At 40.5% G+C, this 19,482-nt stretch carries 18 protein-coding genes; 10 read left to right on the forward strand and 8 right to left on the reverse strand.

The genetic code is table 11. The features are described from left to right. Positions 1–68 precede the first annotated feature (68 nt). Positions 69–1,319: a pyridoxal-dependent decarboxylase gene (locus tag KIH23_RS02050; RefSeq protein ID WP_213210983.1), complete on the forward strand. Its 1,251-nt coding sequence runs from the start codon at positions 69–71 to the stop codon at positions 1,317–1,319. Next, positions 1,301–1,864: a 5-formyltetrahydrofolate cyclo-ligase gene (locus KIH23_RS02055; protein WP_213210984.1), complete on the forward strand. Its 564-nt coding sequence runs from the start codon at positions 1,301–1,303 to the stop codon at positions 1,862–1,864. The genes KIH23_RS02050 and KIH23_RS02055 overlap by 19 nt, the downstream gene beginning before the upstream one ends. On the opposite strand, the gene KIH23_RS02060 is transcribed toward KIH23_RS02055, so the two are convergent. The 6 genes from KIH23_RS02060 to gdhA all read right to left on the reverse strand — a co-directional run bounded on the left by KIH23_RS02060 (position 1,861) and on the right by gdhA (position 11,036). After that, complete coding sequence (locus KIH23_RS02060) at positions 1,861–2,490, reverse strand: lipoprotein signal peptidase (RefSeq protein WP_213210985.1); 630 nt, start codon at positions 2,488–2,490, stop codon at positions 1,861–1,863. The two genes, KIH23_RS02055 and KIH23_RS02060, sit on opposite strands and share 4 nt — an antisense overlap. Before the next feature lie 86 nt (positions 2,491–2,576). Continuing rightward, entirely contained in the window at positions 2,577–2,957 is a 381-nt protein-coding gene (locus KIH23_RS02065) for a TraR/DksA family transcriptional regulator (RefSeq protein ID WP_213210986.1), read from the reverse strand. A 7-nt stretch (positions 2,958–2,964) separates the two neighbouring features. Then, entirely contained in the window at positions 2,965–6,366 is a 3,402-nt protein-coding gene (ileS, locus tag KIH23_RS02070; protein WP_213210987.1) for an isoleucine--tRNA ligase, read from the reverse strand. Between the two features lie 185 nt (positions 6,367–6,551). Continuing rightward, positions 6,552–7,265 (reverse strand): DNA repair protein RecO, encoded by a 714-nt coding sequence (gene recO, locus KIH23_RS02075; protein WP_213210988.1) that lies wholly within the window; start codon positions 7,263–7,265, stop codon positions 6,552–6,554. 2 nt (positions 7,266–7,267) lie between these two features. Further along, positions 7,268–9,571 (reverse strand): T9SS type A sorting domain-containing protein, encoded by a 2,304-nt coding sequence (locus KIH23_RS02080; RefSeq protein ID WP_213210989.1) that lies wholly within the window; start codon positions 9,569–9,571, stop codon positions 7,268–7,270. Positions 9,572–9,692: 121 nt separating this feature from the next. Beyond that, the gene (gene gdhA / locus KIH23_RS02085; protein ID WP_213210990.1) at positions 9,693–11,036 is read right to left on the reverse strand and encodes an NADP-specific glutamate dehydrogenase; all 1,344 of its coding nucleotides are present in this window, start codon (positions 11,034–11,036) and stop codon (positions 9,693–9,695) included. Positions 11,037–11,295: 259 nt separating this feature from the next. Here gdhA and KIH23_RS02090 point away from each other — a divergent pair, with 259 nt between their 5' ends. Then, on the forward strand, positions 11,296–12,078 hold the full coding sequence (locus KIH23_RS02090) for a THC0290_0291 family protein (RefSeq protein WP_213210991.1): 783 nt from the start codon (positions 11,296–11,298) through the stop codon (positions 12,076–12,078). Between the two features lie 58 nt (positions 12,079–12,136). Here KIH23_RS02090 and KIH23_RS02095 read toward each other — a convergent pair whose 3' ends face one another. After that, positions 12,137–13,279: a cystathionine gamma-synthase gene (locus tag KIH23_RS02095; protein WP_213210992.1), complete on the reverse strand. Its 1,143-nt coding sequence runs from the start codon at positions 13,277–13,279 to the stop codon at positions 12,137–12,139. Positions 13,280–13,354: 75 nt separating this feature from the next. On the opposite strand from KIH23_RS02095, the gene KIH23_RS02100 reads away from it, so the two are divergent. Beyond that, positions 13,355–14,116, forward strand: a complete 762-nt coding sequence (locus tag KIH23_RS02100; RefSeq protein WP_213210993.1) for a DUF3298 and DUF4163 domain-containing protein — start codon at positions 13,355–13,357, stop codon at positions 14,114–14,116. Here KIH23_RS02100 and KIH23_RS02105 read toward each other — a convergent pair. Continuing rightward, positions 14,109–14,570 carry a DinB family protein gene (locus KIH23_RS02105; RefSeq protein WP_213210994.1) on the reverse strand — a complete coding sequence of 154 codons (462 nt, stop codon included), beginning with the start codon at positions 14,568–14,570 and terminating at the stop codon, positions 14,109–14,111. The genes KIH23_RS02100 and KIH23_RS02105 overlap by 8 nt on opposite strands. Positions 14,571–14,637: 67 nt before the next feature. On the opposite strand from KIH23_RS02105, the gene KIH23_RS02110 reads away from it, so the two are divergent. The 6 genes from KIH23_RS02110 (at position 14,638) to KIH23_RS02135 (ending at position 19,226) form a co-directional block, all read left to right on the forward strand. Then, entirely contained in the window at positions 14,638–14,988 is a 351-nt protein-coding gene (locus tag KIH23_RS02110) for an arsenate reductase family protein (RefSeq protein WP_213210995.1), read from the forward strand. After that, positions 14,988–15,884 (forward strand): DMT family transporter, encoded by an 897-nt coding sequence (locus KIH23_RS02115; protein ID WP_213210996.1) that lies wholly within the window; start codon positions 14,988–14,990, stop codon positions 15,882–15,884. The genes KIH23_RS02110 and KIH23_RS02115 overlap by 1 nt, the downstream gene beginning before the upstream one ends. 47 nt (positions 15,885–15,931) lie before the next feature. Next, positions 15,932–16,792, forward strand: a complete 861-nt coding sequence (locus tag KIH23_RS02120) for a YicC/YloC family endoribonuclease (protein WP_249684754.1) — start codon at positions 15,932–15,934, stop codon at positions 16,790–16,792. A 20-nt stretch (positions 16,793–16,812) separates the two neighbouring features. Then, positions 16,813–17,382: a guanylate kinase gene (gene gmk, locus KIH23_RS02125; protein WP_213210997.1), complete on the forward strand. Its 570-nt coding sequence runs from the start codon at positions 16,813–16,815 to the stop codon at positions 17,380–17,382. 17 nt (positions 17,383–17,399) lie between these two features. Continuing rightward, positions 17,400–17,993: a nicotinate (nicotinamide) nucleotide adenylyltransferase gene (gene nadD, locus KIH23_RS02130; protein ID WP_213210998.1), complete on the forward strand. Its 594-nt coding sequence runs from the start codon at positions 17,400–17,402 to the stop codon at positions 17,991–17,993. A 69-nt stretch (positions 17,994–18,062) separates the two neighbouring features. Further along, the gene (locus KIH23_RS02135; RefSeq protein WP_213210999.1) at positions 18,063–19,226 is read left to right on the forward strand and encodes an iron-containing alcohol dehydrogenase; all 1,164 of its coding nucleotides are present in this window, start codon (positions 18,063–18,065) and stop codon (positions 19,224–19,226) included. The last annotated feature ends 256 nt before the right edge of the window (positions 19,227–19,482 follow it).

Genomic DNA, 19,482 nt, shown 5'->3' on the forward strand with positions numbered 1-19,482 from the left:
CGCCAACACCTAACAAATATCATGTTTTATGCTCGTTCAAGATGCTAGTTTTGCCCAAATTTCAGCAAATGATTTATTGGAAAAAACGCACGCGCGAACAGCTCAAAACGCGTGTTCAAAAAGCCTTGGAGCAAAACATCAACTTTGCACAAGATATTTCGCTGGGTTATCCGGCTTCAAAACTGGACGGAAAAGTATTTTATGACGACGCGCCTTTTTTAAAAGAAGCGCCTACTTTGCAAACTTTTGTAGCCAATCCGAATCATATTGGCTGTCATACGTTAGGCGAATCTGAAAATGTATTTTGCGGAACCCACGATTTAGAGCGAGAAGTTTTAAATGTGCTTGCCGTAGATGTTTTTAAAGCCCAGCCCCATGATTTTGACGGCTACATTTCGCCCGGCGGAACCGAGGCCAATATTCAAGCGCTTTGGATGTATCGCAACGCCTATATGTATCATCAAAAAGCGAAGTTGTCTGAAATGGTTATTATATCTTCAGAAGACACGCATTATTCTATTCCGAAAGGCGCTAACTTATTACAAATAGATTGGATCAATGTTCCGGTGGATAAAGATTCGCGAGCCATTCAATCTAAAGAGCTAGAAGAACTTTTGAAAAATGCCCAACTAAACGGAAAAAAATATTTTATCGCAGTGGCCAATATGGGCACCACTATGTTTGGTTCTGTTGATGATCCGCAGGTGTATACCGATGCTTTTCAAAAACTAGGCGTGGTATTTAAACTGCATATTGACGCGGCTTACGGCGGTTTTGTATATCCGTTCAGTCATCAAAAATCTACGATGAATTTTACCAATCCGAATATTTCATCCATTACCATTGATGCGCACAAAATGCTGCAAGCACCTTACGGAACCGGTGTTTTTATTTGCCGAAAAGGATTAATTGAAAACGTGCTCACACCAGAAGCCTCGTATGTTGAAGGCATGGATTTAACGCTTTGCGGAAGTCGCTCAGGCGCCAATGCCATTGCCGTTTGGATGATTTTATTTACCTACGGACCGCACGGTTGGTATGAAAAAATCAGCGTTTTACAAATGCGAACGCAATTCTTATGCAATCAACTTGACGAGCTTGGCGTAAAATATTTCAGAGAGCCGCATATGAATATTGTGACCCTTGATGCCGAATATATTCCGAAAAAGTTGGCAGAAAAATTCCATCTGGTGCCGCAAACGCATCAAGGGCAAAACCAATGGTATAAAATAGTGGTGATGCATCATGTAGAAGTCGAGCATTTAACTACTTTTATAGCCGAACTCAAAGCAGTTTTGCTATGCTCAAAAGCGCATTAAGAAAGCAGTATAAAGAACTTCGAAAAAAATTAACCGAAGAACAAAAAGAATCACTGAGTTTGGCCATTGCCAATCAATTGCTGCGTTTGCCTGTTTGGGAGAAAAGCTATTTTCACGTTTTTCTGCCTATTGAAATACAAAATGAAGTCAACACCGAGTTTATCTTGCATTTACTCTCCGGAAAAGGCAAAGAAATTTTGATTTCACGCAGTGATTTTCAGACCAAAGCCATGACGCATTTTTTGTTGACCGACAACACTCGACTTCAAAAAAATGAATACGGAATTCCGGAACCGATCAATGGAATAGAAGTATCGACAGCGCAAATCGACGTGGTTTTTGTTCCGCTGCTAGCCTTTGATCAATTAGGGAATCGCGTGGGTTACGGCCAAGGTTTTTACGATCGGTTTTTAAAACAATGCAAACCTGAAGCCATCAAAATCGGCTTGTCCTTTTTTGAGGCCGTTGATTTAATTGAAGATACAAATCCGGAGGATATTCGTTTGGATTATTGCGTAACGCCTGAGCAGATATACTTCTTTTAAGCTTCTTCTGCTTGCGTAGCCATCGAACTATGGTCTTTGTGGAATGCTTTTCGGTTGAAGACAATCAAAATCCCTACACCGGTTGAAATGGCCATATCGGCTATGTTGAAAATAGCATTGAAAAACTTGAATTCTTTACCGCCCACTACCGGAAACCATTGCGGGAAATGAGTATCTACAATCGGAAAATAAAGCATATCGACCACTTTTCCGTGAAACAAAGTTCCGTATGGTTGGGCTGCAAAAAGTTGGGCTAATTTTCCGTGGCTGTCATCAAAAGCAATCCCGTAAAAAACCGAATCAATGATGTTTCCGAAAGCGCCCGCCAAAATGAGCGCAATGGCTACGATTAAATATTTTGAACCTCCTTTGTTGACTGAATCCCAAAGCCAATAACCAATCGCACTTACCGCAACCAATCTGAACAAAGTCAAAATGAGTTTCCCGTAAGCGCCCGGAATTTCAGTTCCCCAGGCCATTCCTTCGTTTTCAATAAACAAAATCTTGAACCAGCCAAAAACACTGACTTCTTCGCCCAAAACAAAATTGGTTTTGATGTAAATCTTGGTCACTTGATCGACCAATAAAATGATGAATATGAGGAAATACGCGTTACGTAAAGACATTTCTTAATTTTTAGTGCGCCAAAAGTACTATTATTTTCTAAAAAAAACGCCCCGATTGGAGCGTTAATTTTTGGATATTGAAAAGCTTATCTCTGCATGTTTTTGGCCTCGATACTCATGGTAGCGTGCGGCACAATCATCAAGCGTTCTTTGCTGATGAGTTTTCCGGTTACTTTGCAAATTCCGTAGGTTTTATTTTCAACACGGAACAAAGCATTTTTAAGATCGCGGATGAATTTCTCTTGACGGATGGCCAATTGCGAGTTTGCTTCTTTTGACATGGTTTCGCTACCTTCTTCAAAGGCTTTGAACGTCGGCGAAGTATCGTCGGTTCCGTTGTTGAGGTCATTCATATAGGCGCTTTTGATCAAGTCTAAATCGGCCTGTGCTTTTTGGATTTTTTTGAGGATTAGTTCTTTGAACTCTGCCAAATCTGCGTCAGAGTAACGTGTAATTTCATCTACCATAATCTAGCTACTTTGAAATGAATATTCTTGTTTTAATGTCGTCAAATTCAATTTCTGAACCTTCCGAAAGCTGTGCTTCAAAAACCAATGATTCAGTGAGTGTTTCTGCCTGAATGTATGAAAGGTTATTTTGAACGGCTTGTTGCAAACGCGGTTCGTTTTCAAGAACAACGCGGATGGTATCGGTTACTTCAAAACCTGAATCTTTTCGGATATTTTGAATTCTGTTGACCAATTCACGAGCTATGCCTTCGTCTTTGAGTTCTTCTGATAGAGTAATGTCAAGCGCGACGGTAATTCCGTTGGAACTGGCCACCAACCATCCTTCAATATCCTGAGTAGAAATTTCTACATCTTCTAGTGATAAAGTTATATTTTTTCCTGAAATATCAATATCCAAGGAACCTGAAGTTTCGATTTGTTGAATTTGAGCCGCCGAAAAAGACTGTATCTCTTTGGAAATCAAACCCATATCTTTGCCAAATTTAGGCCCTAAAGCTTTGAAATTGGGCTTAATTTGCTTCACCAAAATATCAGAAGCATCATCCATCAGCTCTATTTCTTTGACATTTACCTCAGCTTTGATCAAATCAGAAACCGCCTCAATCTCAGCGCGCTGTTGCTTGTCAAGTATAGGAATCATAACCCTTTTGAGCGGTTGACGCACTTTGATCATCTCTTTTTTGCGCAACGATAAAACGAGTGATGAAATGGTCTGAGCCGACTCCATTTTATGCTCGAGTGATTTATCAACAAAGTTTTCAACGCAAACCGGGAATTCTGCCAAGTGAACACTGTCAAATGACTCGCTGCCGGTAGCTTGAGTCAAATCACGGTAAAGCTTATCCATAAAGAACGGAGCAATCGGAGCGCCCAACTTACTTACTGTAAGTAAACAAGTATAAAGCGTTTGATAAGCCGCAATTTTATCTTGTGCATATTCGCCTTTCCAGAAACGACGACGGCACAAACGCACATACCAATTGCTCAAATGCTCTTGAACAAAATCTGAAATGGCGCGCGCGGCTTTGGTCGGCTCGTAATCAGCATAATACGAATCAACATTTTTAATCAGGGTATGAAGCTCTGATAATATCCAACGATCAATTTCAGGTCGCTCAGCAAGCGGCACCTCTGGTTCGTTGTATTGGAAGTTATCAATATTGGCATACAAAGCAAAAAACGAATAGGTGTTGTATAAAGTTCCGAAGAATTTACGACGCACCTCGGTAATGCCTTCTAAATCAAATTTGAGGTTGTCCCACGGATTGGCATTAGAAATCATATACCAACGCGTAGCATCGGGGCCGTGCTCGGCAATGGTTTGAAACGGATCAATCGCATTGCCCAAACGTTTAGACATTTTTTGTCCGTTTTTATCGAGCACCAAACCATTCGAAACTACATTTTTATAGGATACTTGGTCAAAAACCAAAGTCGAAATGGCATGCAGCGTATAAAACCAACCGCGGGTTTGATCAACGCCTTCGGCAATAAAATCTGCCGGATATGCCTCATGATTATCAATGTACGATTTGTTTTCAAACGGATAATGCCATTGTGCATAAGGCATGGCGCCTGAATCAAACCAAACGTCAATCAAATCAGTTTCGCGGAACATTTTCTGACCCGTCGGCGAAACCAAAACAATCGCATCGACTACATTTTTATGTAAATCAACCAAGTTGTAATTGGCCTCAGACATGTTGCCGATTTCGAATCCTTGATAAGGGTTATCTTTTTGAAAACCAGCAGCGATGGATTTTTCAATCTCGGTGTAAAGTTCTTCTACTGAGCCAATACATATTTCTTCTTTTTTATCTTCGGTTCTCCAGATCGGAAGCGGGATACCCCAATAACGCGAACGCGATAAATTCCAATCATTGGCGTTTTTGAGCCAATTGCCAAAACGACCTTCGCCGGTGGCTTTGGGCTTCCAGTTGATGGTGTCGTTGAGCTCAAACATGCGTTCTTTGAGTTCTGTGACTTTGATAAACCACGAATCAAGCGGATAATACAAAATGGGTTTATCAGTGCGCCAACAATGCGGATAACTGTGTACGTATTTCTCGACTTTAAAAGCTTTGTTTTCTTCTTTCAGGCGGATGGCAATTTCTACATCTACTGATTTTTCAGGTGCTTCGCCGTCGTTGTAATACTCGTTCTTGACGTATTTGCCCGACAAATCACCCAAACCTTGAATGAATCTTCCTTGTAAATCAACCAGCGGCACCGGATTTCCGGCGGCGTCGAGCACGAGCATCGGCGGAACTTCAGGCGAAGCTTCTTTGGCGGCTTTGGCATCATCGGCGCCAAAAGTAGGCGCGGTGTGCACGATTCCGGTTCCATCTTCAGTAGTCACGAAATCACCGGCAATAACGCGAAAAGCATTTTCAGGTGTTTGATACGGCAATGCATACGGCAATAATTGCTCGTAACGAATACCTACTAAATCGGCACCTTTGGCTTCGGCTAAAACAACATACGGTATTTTTTTGTCTTCTGATTTATACTGTTCTAACTCAACTTGACTCTCAGCCGCTGCATATTTGCCGGCAAAAACTTTGGTCAAAAGTGGCTTGGCCAAGATAACTTTAATCGGCTCAAAAGTGTATTGATTAAAAGTCTGAACCAAAACGTAGTCAATCTTCGGGCCGACCGTCAAAGCGGTGTTGCTTGGTAAAGTCCACGGTGTGGTGGTCCAAGCCAAGAAATGAATATCGCCAAAAGCCTTTAAAGAGCTGGGTAATGAATCTTGAACTGCTTTGAATTGCGCCACAATGGTCGTGTCTGAAACATCGCGGTACGTGCCCGGTTGATTGACCTCGTGCGAAGACAATCCGGTTCCGGCTTTAGGAGAATACGGCTGAATGGTGTAGCCTTTGTACATCAAATCTTTGCTGTACATTTGTTTGAGCAACCACCAAACGGTTTCCATGTATTTGGGTTTGTAGGTTACATACGGATCTTCCATATCCACCCAATAACCCATTTTTTCGGTGAGATCATTCCACACATCGGTGTAACGCATAACCGTTCTTTTACAAGCTTCGTTGTATTCAGCCACGGTAATTTTGGTTCCGATGTCTTCTTTGGTGATGCCGAGTTCTTTTTCGGTTCCGAGCTCAACCGGCAAACCGTGCGTATCCCAGCCCGCTTTGCGTTTTACTTGGTAGCCTTTTTGGGTTTTATATCGGCAAAAAATATCTTTAATGGCGCGTGCCATCACGTGGTGAATGCCCGGCAAACCGTTGGCCGAAGGCGGGCCTTCAAAAAACACATACGGTTTTTGGCCCTCACGCGAGGTAACGCTTTTTTCAAAAATGTTTTCTTTTTTCCAGAAATCAAGAACTTCTGACGCCACGGTTGGCAAGTCAATCCCCTTGTATTCAGTAAACTTTTTAGACATGGATTTGCAGTGTAAAAATCAATGCGCGAAAGTAATAAATAGTTGTGAGTTATGCTCTAAAGCGCAGAAGTTTTTGCGTGAGGGATAGAGGCGATATCCTTTTTTTGTGAATTTGATTTTTTTGACCGCTGATTTTTGCCCAAAAAAGATAAAGCCGAAAGCCCGACCCGCAGGGGCACGCCCCATTAAGAAAAAACAGCTTGCAAAACCTCTAGTGATTGTGGCTTTCGAAAACCATCTAAATGATAAGTGTAATAATCGACTATAATTTTGAGTAATTGCTGACGTTCAGACACATGAAAGGTTTGGGCGGATTGGTCAAAATTGAGTTCGATGAGTTTTTTGAAGGTTTCAGTTTCGTATGGATTGAGTGTTCCCGCCGACGATTGCTGTGTAAAAACACCTTCTTGCAAATGAAATAAGGGCAATTCTATATCTGTGCAGTCTGGATAAAAACCCAAATGACGCGTGAGTTCAAGCAGAAATACCAGGTGAAAATTTGATACTTGATCATGGGTGTCTAACCAAAGAAAAGCGGTTTGCAAAAAAGCAAACAATGCATCGTTGGGTGCTTCTTCGCGAATAGAATTTTGCAGCATCTCGGCTAAAAAAAGAGCAATGGTGCTTTTGCGAATATCGGTTGGTATTTGTTCGTAGGCTTGAAACAATTTGATTTCTTTGAACTGTTCGAGCGTTCCTTTGTTTTTGTGAATGGCCTCAATTTCAAGCAAGGTCAACGGTTGAAAACAGGCTATTTTTTGAAGATTTTTTTTTCCGGTAAAAGCATCGCGCACAAAGTATGATTTTAGCCCATCTGAGTGCGTATAGCAACGAACTATCAGGCTTTTTTCTTGATAGCGAACCGATGAAATAACTATAGCTTGTGTTTTAACTAACATGTCTATCGAACAATCATCACTTTCTTGACGGTGGTGTCGGTTCCGTCTTCAGAAGACACAAAAATCATGTACACGCCAGAAGCTACACGGTATTTGCCAAAAGCGGTGGTATCCCATTCTATGGTTCCGCCCTCAGTAATGAATTCTGAAACTAAGTTGCCTTCAATGTCTGTGATTTTAACATGAGCTTTATCGGTTAAGCCGCTAACTTTGACTGTTCCGGAATATTCAGGGCGAACAGGATTTGGATAAACATATACATTACTCAAATTGTTGCTGGCTTCGGTGGCTGTTCCTTTAAAAGAAACCATGCCTTTGGCAGTAGCAAAAAACACTTCGCCGGTAACCGGATTAGCCTCGACATCGTTGATGTTGTTACTCGGTAAAGGTGAGTTGGCTGTTGTAAAATGGTAAATTGTTTTTTGTCCGTCAGACGACACATAAAAAACACCTGAATCAACCGTGGCAATCCATTTGTTGTTGGCTCCGTCTACAAAAATATCGCTGATGGATTGCTCATACAAAAGTTCTTGAGCTAATCCGTCTTCAATAATGATGATCGGGTTGGTTTGCAAAACATCATTTGATAAAAAACTGTCGACACTGGGCAGAACACGCAAACCGTTTAAGGTTCCGATCCATAATTGATTTCGGTTATCAACTGCTACAGCGCGTGCATCAAAAGATGGGAGGTTTCCTCCGTCGGGCGAATTTGAAATGGCCTTGAAAAGATTGTTGTATCTTTCGTTAAAGCCTATGATTCCGTTGCGCCAACTAGTCATCCACTTGGTGCCGTTTTTATCAATTATCATTCTGCCGGATTTAAACTGAGTCGAAGTAGTTACTACATCTTGCATATCAAATGATTGCCATTGTCCATTTGACTTCAAAACTTTTACTCCTTTGGCTATCATACTGTTGGTCATCCATAGGTTTCCTTCGGCATCAAAAACAGATCCGTTGACGCGAATATCATCAGGAACCTGACCCGGAACTGTCTGTAAACCGTTGGGCGCCGTATTGGTTACGTTATATAAAAAGTTAGGGATGTCATTTTCAATTTTGAGCAAACCTGAGTAGTGTGAACTTACAAAAACCTGCTTTTCATTGTTTGGATTTACAGCAATTCTACACAACGAACGGGCGTTTAAAACATCTTGGGCAGATATGTTGAGCCAACCGCTTTTGGTAAGTTTACTAATACCATATTTAGGTAATCCTACACCAAAAAAATTGTACGGATTATAATCAATATCATAACCCCCGAAAACAGCCCATAAATGATTATTGGTTGCTGTTATGGCAAAAACATTATTTCTCAAAGGCCCATCTGGAGTAATGCTGTTAAAGTCAGTTTCAGAAATTGTTTTACTGAAAATTCCGTTTTGCTGGGTGCCGACAAATAAATTATTATCAACCAATCCTGCACAAGTAAATGTAGAAGCTTCTGTAGTAACTTGACTACTCAAAACATCTGACTCAAGAGCTAATGAAGCATTATAAACCAAAACATGATTCGGGGTTGAAATAAGCAAATGCTGATCATTTCCGCGCACATCAACGGCCGACTCGGGCAATTGCGTTACCAACCCGAATGAGCTTCCTTGCCAACGCTGCAAATTACCAGAATTAGTAACCGCAACCAAATTGTTTCCTGTTTTTTCAACAGCCATATAACCTGAACCACCAACATTAAGCCATTGATTGTAATCATTCAAATTGGGATTGGTCAAATCAGCGCTGTAGATTCCATTGGTTTTTGATGCGGCGTATATTCGTCCGTTAAAAACCGCTGTTTGAGCAACATTAATTTGAGAACCACCCGGTCCAATAAAATAGGTATCCCCAAACTGAAGTGCATTGAGATTGTATTGTACGACACCAAAATCACACGAAACATATATAATTCCATCAACATCCATAAAATGATTGATGCGTTTAACGTTTTGCGGTATTGATTTATTAAGAATATCGACCACATTTAAAATAGAACCGTCAAGCTCATTATAGACAATCATAAGCCCATTTTCATATCCTATAAGTATTTTTTTGAGTGATGAGCTGTAGTAAACAGCTGTAATAGTTAACCCTGAAAGCCCGTCAATGGTGTTAAGTGTTTTGATGTTTCCGCTCAGAACATCTTGTATAAGAATTGCGTTTTCAGAAGCAACAATCAGTTTGTTTGAACTCTGTGAGAGGTCGTTGATTTGATTGTATGAAAAGTATCCCTTCCAAGATTTATTGTATTGTGCTGTAGCACCAAAGCTTATACAGGAAATTAAAAATACGGTGATGAATGCTCTCATGAACAAGAATTATTGAAAAACAAATATAGCAGAAAACGAAAAAAGCTTCGATTTAATATGTACACAAAAAAAGCCTTTCTAACAAATGCAGAAAGGCTTCTTGTTTTATGGTGGTGGTTGATTATACAACTCCTTGACCCAACATTGCATCGGCAACTTTAACAAATCCGGCAACATTAGCTCCTTTAACGTAATCAACAAATCCGGTTTCGTCTTTGCCGTATTTTACACACGCTTCGTGAATATCACTCATGATTCTGTGCAAACGTTGATCAACTTCTTCACGGGTCCAGCTCAAACGCAATGAATTTTGCGACATTTCTAAACCTGAAGTAGCTACACCTCCGGCATTTGAAGCTTTTCCTGGTGCGAACAAAATTTTCGCAGCCAAAAATACTTCAATAGCTTCTGGTGTTGAAGGCATATTGGCACCTTCGGCCACACAAATACAACCGTTAGCAACAAGCAATTTAGCTTCATCTCCATTGAGCTCGTTTTGGGTTGCACACGGAAGAGCCACATCGCATTTTACTTCCCACGGACGTTTTCCAGCAACGTACTTTGCGTTAGGATATTTCTCTAGATACTCATTAATACGTCCGTAACGAACGTTTTTGATTTCCATTAAGAACGCTAATTTCTCAGCGTTGATTCCGTCAGCATCATAAATGTATCCTGAAGAATCTGAAGCTGTAACTACTTTTCCGCCTAATTCTGTAGCTTTTTCAATAGCATATTGCGCTACGTTTCCTGAACCTGAAACAACAACGGTTTTACCAGCGAAGCTTTCTCCGCGTGTAGCCAACATATTTTGAGCAAAATACACATCTCCGTAACCAGTAGCCTCGGGACGAATTAACGAACCTCCAAAAGTGATTCCTTTTCCGGTAAGAACTCCTGTAAACTCGTTACGCAATTTTTTGTATTGTCCAAACATGTAGCCTACTTCTCTTCCGCCCACACCGATATCTCCGGCAGGAACATCCGTATCAGCCCCGATGTGTCTTTGCAATTCCGTCATGAACGCTTGACAAAAACGCATGATTTCATTATCAGATTTCCCTTTTGGATCAAAATCAGAACCGCCTTTTCCTCCACCCATCGGCAAAGTAGTCAATGAGTTTTTGAATACTTGTTCAAAAGCCAAGAATTTCAAAATACTCAAGTTTACAGTAGGATGAAAACGAATTCCTCCTTTATATGGACCGATAGCAGAGTTCATTTGAATTCTGTATCCGCGATTAACTTGCGTGTTTCCGGCATCATCAATCCAACAAACGCGGAACATGATTACGCGCTCAGGTTCAACCATACGCTCCAAGAGCATTTTGTTTTGGTATTTTTTATTTTGTTCGATAAACGGAATAACTGTTTCAGCTACTTCCTTAACTGCTTGCATGAATTCCGGTTCGTGTCCGTTTCTTTGTGCAACCAAGTCGATAAATGCATTGATACTTTGTGACATAATTTGAAGATTATAATCGTTTAATGAAATCGTTTTCGTTATTCGGCGACAAATATACATTTTTATGAATTTAACGGTTATATTTTTTTTAGATTCTTACCACAACCTGACTTTCTATTGAAATTAATTGGCTCATGACAAATAATTTTTCATACCAAAAAACCAAAAAGTAAAATTCACCGTTTAATAAAAAATCTTTTTTTTAAAAGTGAATGATGTTTTTATATATTTGTCGAGAATTGAAATCAACCCTATGAAAATGCCCAAGTATCTTTTATTGACCTTGCTTATTGCTTTGGGAGCTACCAAGCAGGTGCAAGCTCAGTTTGGTTTTTCTCATGAAATCGGTGCCATTGCTGGCCCGGTGGCTTTTCAATCAGATTATGGTGAAAGACGTGATTACAACACCAATGCCGGAAATACCGGTTACGGAATTGGTCTTATTCATTATCTAAACTTCTCATACAGAGCCGACTGTAACTGTTACAACCCTGAAACTTATTTTAACGATCACTTTAAACTAAGAAATGAATTGTCCTTCAACAAAACAATGCTTCGTCATTACGGAGAATGGGTTGATGGTGACCGAAAAAAACTTTTTAACAGACAACTTAGAGCTATGAGAGGCTCTACTTCTGTTACTAATATCGGTATGCAATTGGAGTATTTCCCGTTGAGTATCCGCGATTTTACAGCTTCAGTGGGTGCGTTTGCTCCATATGTAAGTTTAGGAGGACAGTTTAGTTTTTATGATCCGAGTGCTCGATCAACTTTGGGTCGTTTAAATCAACCTGCCACTACTCCTGTTAAATACTATAATGCTACCGAAAACGGAACCGGAACTGTCTGGTCAGTTGTGTGGAGTGTCGGAACGCGTTACAAAATCTCACCTTCGTCAGATTTATTAGCTGATTTCAGATGGCAATATTATTTCTCTGATTGGGTAGACGGTTTAAATCCTAATCCAAATATCTACACTGAAAACAAAGCCAATGATTGGTTGGTTTGGTTCAATGTTGGATACATTTATTACATCCAATAATTCCTAGAAATTTTTAATAAAAAAGCCCGATAATATCAATCGGGCTTTTCTTTTTATGTTAGGCTAAGGCCTGCTTTAAATCTTCTATCAAATCATCGGCATCTTCAATACCAACGCTCAATCGAACCAAATCATCGGTAATGCCAATTTCTTTTCGTTTGTCTTCAGGAATTGAAGCGTGTGTCATCAGCGCCGGATGATTCGCTAGTGACTCAACACCGCCCAACGATTCCGCCAAAGTGAATACTTTAAGTTTTTCTAAGAAATCAGTGGCGTCTTTCTTCAAGCCCGAAGTAAAGGTAAATGAAACCATTCCGCCAAAACCACTCATTTGTTTTTTGGCTACTTCGTGAAACGGATGTGAAGCCAAGCCCGGATAATACACTTGTTTAACTTTGGGATGACTGTTCAAGAATGCGACTATTTTTTCGCCATTCTCACAGTGACGTTGTACGCGCAAATGCAACGTTTTAATTCCGCGCAACACTAAATAACTATCCATCGGACCTAAGGTTCCACCGGTTGCAAATTGTTTGAAATGTAATTCATCGCCCAATTCTTTATCTTTAATAATCAAAGCCCCGGCAATCACATCGCTGTGTCCACCCAAATATTTAGTGGCCGAATGCATCACAATATCAGCACCCAAATCAAGTGGGCGTTGCAAATAGGGCGTTGCAAAAGTATTGTCAACGGCAAAAAGAATGTTGTGCCTTTTGGTGATCTTGGCAATTTCAGCAATATCGGCCAATTTCATCAGCGGATTGGTTGGTGTTTCAACCCAAACCAATTTTGTGTTCTGGTTGATGAGCGACTGAAATTTGTCAAAATCGTTCATATCTACAAAGTGGAATTTAATGCCGCTGTCTTTATACAAACGCGTAAACAATCGATACGTTCCGCCGTATAAATCATCCATAGCAATCACTTCGTCACCGGCTTTAAACATACGCAACAAACAATCGGTAGCGGCTAATCCTGAAGAAAAAGCCAATCCGCGCGCACCGTTTTCAATTGATGCCAAAGCGTCTTCTAAAGCCTGACGCGTTGGGTTGGCCGCACGGCTGTATTCATAATCGCCAACGGGTTGTCCGGGCGTTACTTGCGCATAAGTTGAAGTCTGAAAAACCGGTGGCATCACCGCTCCGGTTACCGGCTCATGGTGTTGTCCTCCGTGTATGGTTTTGGTATTGAATTTCATTTGAATTTATTTTTTGCCAAATTTATCTTTAATTGTTGAATGATGCATTACCTTTAATAAAAATATAATTCGAGTATGAAAAAGCTATGTTTTTTGTGCTTTTCAGCATGGGTTTTGACTTCATGTCAATCAGAAATTGCCTTTGAACCGCAACATTATCAGGCGCAAGACAAAGCTAAATGTCTGCCCGAAGAAGGCTGTGCCAAGTTTAGCCTGGACATCATGGCCGCCACGGGTAAAAATGTGGCTTCTGACAGCATCAACAACTCCGTTTTTAAAATGATTCGCCGCGCGATGTATGTGGGTGAAAAACCGCAAGAAGCCCAAAACTATCTACAACTGGCCAACAGTTTTGTGCAAACGCACGAGCAAATCAAAAAAGAATTTCAAGAGCGATTTAAAGAAACCTCGCCATCTTGGGAAGCTACCGGAAAAAGTCATGTGCAATGGCAATCAGACAAAATCGTCAATGTGGTTTTTGAATATTACGCTTTTACAGGCGGAGCGCACGGTTATGGTGGCAAACTCTCACAGATCTTTGATGCGCAAACCGGAAAAACCATTCCCAATCGGCAGCTATTTACCGACAGTTTATCGGTTTTAAACATGGTTGAAGAACAGTTTCGCAAACAGAATAAAATAGCACCAAAAACATCCCTAACCGAGGCCGGATATTTCTTGCCCGAAGATCAATTTGTCTTTCCTAAAAACATTTATTACAACGCTAAAGGAATTGTTTTTCATTACAATCCATACGAAATTGCCGCTTATGTTGTGGGCGATATTGAAGTCGTTTTGCCGTATGCAAAAATGGATCAGTATCTGCGGTTTAAATAAACTTGCGAATACCCATCATGATTCCGGTGTGAACGGCTTCGTGATAATTGTTGAATGCGATGGCGTCTTCGGTTGAATTCATCGTAAAACCTGACATCGAAGTAAAACCATTAAAAGTGGTTCCGCTGAATTTTCCGGATTGATAATCTGCTTGCGTTTGCTCAATAGTTTTGAACAATAATGCGCGAATTTGTGCTACTTCATCTGCGTCAACATCGCCTTCAGGCTTGGTTCCTTTTCGGTATTTCTCGACCATTTCATCGGTAACCATCATTGGCAAACCCGAAAGTTTATACACCAACATTTGCTGCACCACCACAATATGACCGATGTTCCAAATCAGGTTATTTGAAAATCCGTCGGGAATTTTATTGAGTTGTTCTAACGAATAATTGTCCAGAAATGAAAGCAATACGTTTCGGCTGGTTCTGTTGATTTCAAAAGCAGTATTCATGAAGATATTTTTGCTTAAAAATAAGCATTTTGGCGGCAAATGAATTTTCTTTGCAAAAAGAATTTTTATGAATGTTGTCTATTATCTCAAGTCTTGCGACACTTGTCAAAAGATTCTCAAATCATTACCTCAAAACCACGGCCTTGTTTTGCACGATATCAAACAAGAACCACTCAATGGCGAACAAATTGACGCGCTGAAAAATATAGCCGGAAGCTACGAAGCACTTTTTAGCCGAAAAGCCCAATTGTATAAATCGCTCGGGCTCAAAGATCAAAATCTTACCGAGGCTGATTACCGCAAATATTTACTCGAACACTACACTTTTTTAAGTCGACCGGTTTTTGTGATTGACGATAAAATATTCATTGGCAATCAAGCCGCCAGCGTTCAAAAAGCCATAGAAGCCTTATCGTAATGACAGCGCGTAAATGGGCATTGTTGGCAGCACTATCGGTTTCGCTGATCTACGGAATGACTTTTACCATTGCCAAAGACGTGATGCCTGCTTATGTGGCGCCGTTTGGATTTATTTTGCTGCGCGTGGGCGGCTCAACTGTATTATTTTGGCTCGTGGCTGCTTTGCGTCCGAAACAAAAAATTGCGCGCGAAGATTATTTTAGAATTATGGCAGCGGCTTTGTTTGGCGTGGCCATCAACATGCTCACTTTTTTTAAAGGATTGAGTTTGACATCGCCCATATCGGCTGCCGTAATCATGGTGACAACGCCTATTATTGTCTTGATTTTATCAGCTGTTTTGATGCGTGAAAAAATGAAACCGCTCAAAGTTTTAGGTATTAGCTTAGGATTGGCCGGAACTGTTTTGCTCATTGCTTTTGGCAAATCATACAGCGGTTCGCCCAATGCCACTTTGGGTAATTTGCTCGTGTTTATCAATGCGGTTTCATACGGGCTTTACCTGATTATTGTCAAAAATATTATGGCCCGATACGACGCTTTTGTACTGGTCAAATGGATTTATACTTTTGGGCTTTTGATGGTTTTACCGTTTGGATGGTCAGAATTACAGGCGGTTGATTGGGTTCAAATTCCAACTGATTTATACTGGAAAATTGGTTTTGTCGTAGTGTTTTCAACCTTTGGAACTTATTTACTCAATTTGTTATCAATGCGTGAGCTCAAGCCGACCACAGTGGCCGTTTTTATTTATCTACAACCTTTGTTTGCGGCGCTCATCGCCATTGGTTTGGGCAAAGATCACTTGAACAGCGTCAAGCTCATGGCAGCCGCTCTGATTTTTGTGGGTGTTTATTTAGTAACACAGAAAAATACTCCAAAAGCTTCGTCTTAAACCAAGCGGTTTTTGTGTATCTTTGGTTTCTTTTTTACTGAATTTGTATGATACAATCCATGACCGGTTTTGGCAAAGCTACGCTACAGTTGGCAACCAAAAAAGTTACTATAGAAATCAAATCACTCAACAGCAAAGGCTTAGATTTAAACACGAGAATGCCCTCAGTTTACCGCGAAATGGAACTCAATTTGCGCAACCAAATTGCCCAATCGCTCGAGCGCGGAAAAATTGATTTTTCATTGTTTGTTGAAATTACCGGCGAGGAAACTTCTTCAAAAATCAATGCACCCATCATCAAAGGATATATCGCACAAATGCGTGAAATTCTCCCCGAGGCTGACCCAACTGAGCTCATGAAAATGGCCGTTCGTATGCCCGATGCGCTCAAAACCGAACGCGATGATATTGACCCCGAAGAATGGAAACAAATTCAATCGGTAATTGATCAAGCGCTAAACAACATCAATCAATTTCGCAAAGACGAAGGCGTCACGCTTGAGAAAGAATTTTTGCATCGCATTGCGAACATTTTAAACCTCATGAATCAGGCTTTGGCGTACGATGCCGAAAGAGTAGAAACGGTTAAAACTCGTTTGCGTGCGGCTTTAGATGAGCTCAAAGAAAATGTTGATGAAAATCGTTTTGAACAAGAACTCATTTTCTATCTCGAAAAATATGACATTACTGAAGAGAAAGTTCGCTTGGAAAGCCATTTGAACTACTTCATTGAAACCTTAGCCGGAAACGAAGCCAACGGCAGAAAACTCGGTTTTATCACGCAAGAAATGGGTCGTGAAATCAATACGATGGGTTCAAAATCAAATCATTCCGAAATGCAAAAACTCGTTGTGATGATGAAAGACGAACTCGAAAAAATCAAAGAACAAGTACTCAACGTTCTATAATGCAAAACAACATAACATCAATGAAAAAAGGTAAATTGATTGTGTTTTCGGCGCCTTCCGGTTCTGGTAAAACTACTATTGTTCGACATTTGTTGGGCATCTCGGAACTAGAATTGGAATTCTCCATTTCGGCCGCCACGCGCGCTCCTCGCGGACAAGAAATAGACGGAAAAGACTATTATTTTATCTCGATTGAAGATTTTAAAAAACACATCAAAGCCGAAGATTTTATTGAATGGGAAGAAGTGTACCGCGACAACTTTTACGGAACACTCAAAAGTGAAGTTGAGCGTATTTGGGCCTTGGGCAAAAACGTCATTTTTGACATTGATGTAGCCGGCGGCTTGCGCATCAAACGAAAATTCCCTGAAGAAACCTTAGCCGTTTTTGTCAAACCGCCCAGTGTGGACGAACTCAAACGCAGACTCAAAGAACGTTCTACCGAAAGCGAAGACAAAATCAATATGCGCATTGCCAAAGCGCATGTGGAGTTGGCAACTGCTCCTCAGTTTGACAAAATCATTAAAAATTATGATTTAGATTTAGCCAAACAAGAAGCTTATGAGCTTGTAAAAAACTTCATTGCCTAATAATTCAATAAAGAACCATGAAAGTTGGCTTGTATTTCGGAACGTTTAATCCCATTCACGTCGGGCATCTCATCATTGCCAACCACATGGCTGAATATTCGGGTTTGGATCAAATCTGGATGATGGTCACTCCGCACAATCCGCACAAGAAAAAAGAAACTTTACTCGACGATTATCTTCGTCTTGATTTGGTGCATTTGGCTTGTGAAGATTACCCAAAAATCAAACCTTCAGACTTTGAATTCAAACTGCCACAGCCCAATTATACAGTCAATACTTTGGCGCATTTACAAGATAAATATCCTGAGCATGAATTCTCTTTGATTATGGGCGAAGACAACTTGCGTTCGTTGCACAAATGGAAGAATTACGAAGTGATTTTAGAAAATCATCCGATTTATGTATATCCGCGATTAACCCGTTCTGAAGCCGAAAATCTGCCACCAATTCCTGAAATTGCGCAACATCAAAACATTCACCGAATTGATGCTCCGGTGGTAGAAATCTCATCGACAGCCATCCGCGAAGGCGTTAAAAATCGCAAAAATGTTCGCCCTTTACTGCCTGAAAAAGTTTGGAAAGAAATCGATAAAAGCCAACTTTATTATTAAGGCTTAACATTCTCTTATTATTTGTGCGCAAGACTTTGGTATAACTTTGCGCTCACAAAAAACTTAGTCATGAATAATTTTGAATTATACAATCCGGTCAATTACATTTTTGGTCAAGGTCAAATTGCGAAACTTTCTGAACTCACGCCTAAAAACACCAAAATCTTATTGGCTTATGGCGGTGGAAGTATTTTTAAAAACGGAGTTTACCAGCAAGTAAAATCAGCACTTTCAGGTTATGAAATTGTTGAATTTGGTGGTATTGAACCCAATCCTCGCTATGAAACTTTAATGAAAGCCGTTGAGATTATCCGCGCTCAAAACATTGGTTTTGTCTTGGCTGTTGGCGGCGGAAGCGTCATTGATGGTGTAAAATTTATCTCGGCAGCCGTGAACTATTCAGGCGATGCGGCTGATATTCTCAGAAAGCGCCTTTTGTTTAAAGATGCAGCTGTTTGCCTTCCGTTTGGAACTGTGCTTACCTTGCCGGCTACGGGTTCTGAGATGAATTCCGGAGCTGTGGTCACCATTGAAGCTACACAAGAAAAACTCACTTTGGGCGGAAGCGCGCTCTTCCCTAAATTCTCGATTGTTGACCCAACCGTCATAACATCATTGCCCAAAAGACAATTGCAAAATGGTGTGGTGGATGCCTTTACGCATGTCATGGAGCAATATCTGACCTATCCGCACGATGCGCTTTTACAAGACAGAATTGCCGAAAGTATTTTAAAAACACTCATTGAAATCGGGCCGGAAGTGGTTGAAAATCCAACCGATTATAAACTGGCTTCAAACTTTGTTTGGTCGGCGACAATGGCGCTCAACGGACTCATTCAAAAAGGCGTTCCGTCTGATTGGGCCACACACATGATTGGCCATGAACTCACTGCTTTATATGAAATAGATCACGCGCGCACTTTGGCCATTATTGGCCCAAATTTATACCGCGTTATGTTTGATACTAAAAAAGAAAAGCTTGCTCAATACGGAAGCCGCGTTTGGAATTTAACCGGAACGACCGAAGAAATCGCACAAGCCGCTATTGAAAAAACGGTTGCCTTTTTTCACATTATGGGCATGAAAACACGCATTTCAGAAAACGCTCAAAACATTGAAAACACGGCTGATTTTATTGTAAAGCGCTTTGAAGAACGCGGTTGGTTGGCCATGGGTGAAAGACAAAATATTACCCCAGAAAAGGTGCGAGAAATTGTTGAAATGAGCTATTAGTAAAACCTTTCAGAAAATTTAAAAGGCGTTCAGGAACTGATTCTTGAACGCCTTTTTCAACATTAAAACAAAACGTAACTAATCCGTTGTCAAGATTCAATAATTATTTACAGAAACTTGATTTTCCGAATTATGGCTCAAAAATAAAACTATTGTGTTGAATATCAAAATAATACAAGTTAAAGTTTTTTTGTGTTTATTTATTTGTCCAGGAGGCATTTATAGAGATATTTAACTGTTGATTTTTTTTGGTTAC

The sequence above is a fragment of the Flavobacterium sp. CYK-55 genome, assembly GCF_018413465.1.
Classification (GTDB): Bacteria; Bacteroidota; Bacteroidia; order Flavobacteriales; family Flavobacteriaceae; genus Flavobacterium.

What these genes read in the sequence shown, in the direction of transcription:
- KIH23_RS02050 (WP_213210983.1), top strand. Translation starts at nt 69, where the DNA reads ATGATTTATTGGAAAAAACGCACGCGCGAACAGCTCAAAACGCGTGTT.
- KIH23_RS02055 (WP_213210984.1), top strand. Translation starts at nt 1,301, where the DNA reads ATGCTCAAAAGCGCATTAAGAAAGCAGTATAAAGAACTTCGAAAAAAA.
- KIH23_RS02060 (WP_213210985.1), bottom strand. Translation starts at nt 2,490, where the DNA reads ATGTCTTTACGTAACGCGTATTTCCTCATATTCATCATTTTATTGGTC.
- KIH23_RS02065 (WP_213210986.1), bottom strand. Translation starts at nt 2,957, where the DNA reads ATGGTAGATGAAATTACACGTTACTCTGACGCAGATTTGGCAGAGTTC.
- ileS (WP_213210987.1), bottom strand. Translation starts at nt 6,366, where the DNA reads ATGTCTAAAAAGTTTACTGAATACAAGGGGATTGACTTGCCAACCGTG.
- recO (WP_213210988.1), bottom strand. Translation starts at nt 7,265, where the DNA reads ATGTTAGTTAAAACACAAGCTATAGTTATTTCATCGGTTCGCTATCAA.
- KIH23_RS02080 (WP_213210989.1), bottom strand. Translation starts at nt 9,571, where the DNA reads ATGAGAGCATTCATCACCGTATTTTTAATTTCCTGTATAAGCTTTGGT.
- gdhA (WP_213210990.1), bottom strand. Translation starts at nt 11,036, where the DNA reads ATGTCACAAAGTATCAATGCATTTATCGACTTGGTTGCACAAAGAAAC.
- KIH23_RS02090 (WP_213210991.1), top strand. Translation starts at nt 11,296, where the DNA reads ATGCCCAAGTATCTTTTATTGACCTTGCTTATTGCTTTGGGAGCTACC.
- KIH23_RS02095 (WP_213210992.1), bottom strand. Translation starts at nt 13,279, where the DNA reads ATGAAATTCAATACCAAAACCATACACGGAGGACAACACCATGAGCCG.
- KIH23_RS02100 (WP_213210993.1), top strand. Translation starts at nt 13,355, where the DNA reads ATGAAAAAGCTATGTTTTTTGTGCTTTTCAGCATGGGTTTTGACTTCA.
- KIH23_RS02105 (WP_213210994.1), bottom strand. Translation starts at nt 14,570, where the DNA reads ATGAATACTGCTTTTGAAATCAACAGAACCAGCCGAAACGTATTGCTT.
- KIH23_RS02110 (WP_213210995.1), top strand. Translation starts at nt 14,638, where the DNA reads ATGAATGTTGTCTATTATCTCAAGTCTTGCGACACTTGTCAAAAGATT.
- KIH23_RS02115 (WP_213210996.1), top strand. Translation starts at nt 14,988, where the DNA reads ATGACAGCGCGTAAATGGGCATTGTTGGCAGCACTATCGGTTTCGCTG.
- KIH23_RS02120 (WP_249684754.1), top strand. Translation starts at nt 15,932, where the DNA reads ATGATACAATCCATGACCGGTTTTGGCAAAGCTACGCTACAGTTGGCA.
- gmk (WP_213210997.1), top strand. Translation starts at nt 16,813, where the DNA reads ATGAAAAAAGGTAAATTGATTGTGTTTTCGGCGCCTTCCGGTTCTGGT.
- nadD (WP_213210998.1), top strand. Translation starts at nt 17,400, where the DNA reads ATGAAAGTTGGCTTGTATTTCGGAACGTTTAATCCCATTCACGTCGGG.
- KIH23_RS02135 (WP_213210999.1), top strand. Translation starts at nt 18,063, where the DNA reads ATGAATAATTTTGAATTATACAATCCGGTCAATTACATTTTTGGTCAA.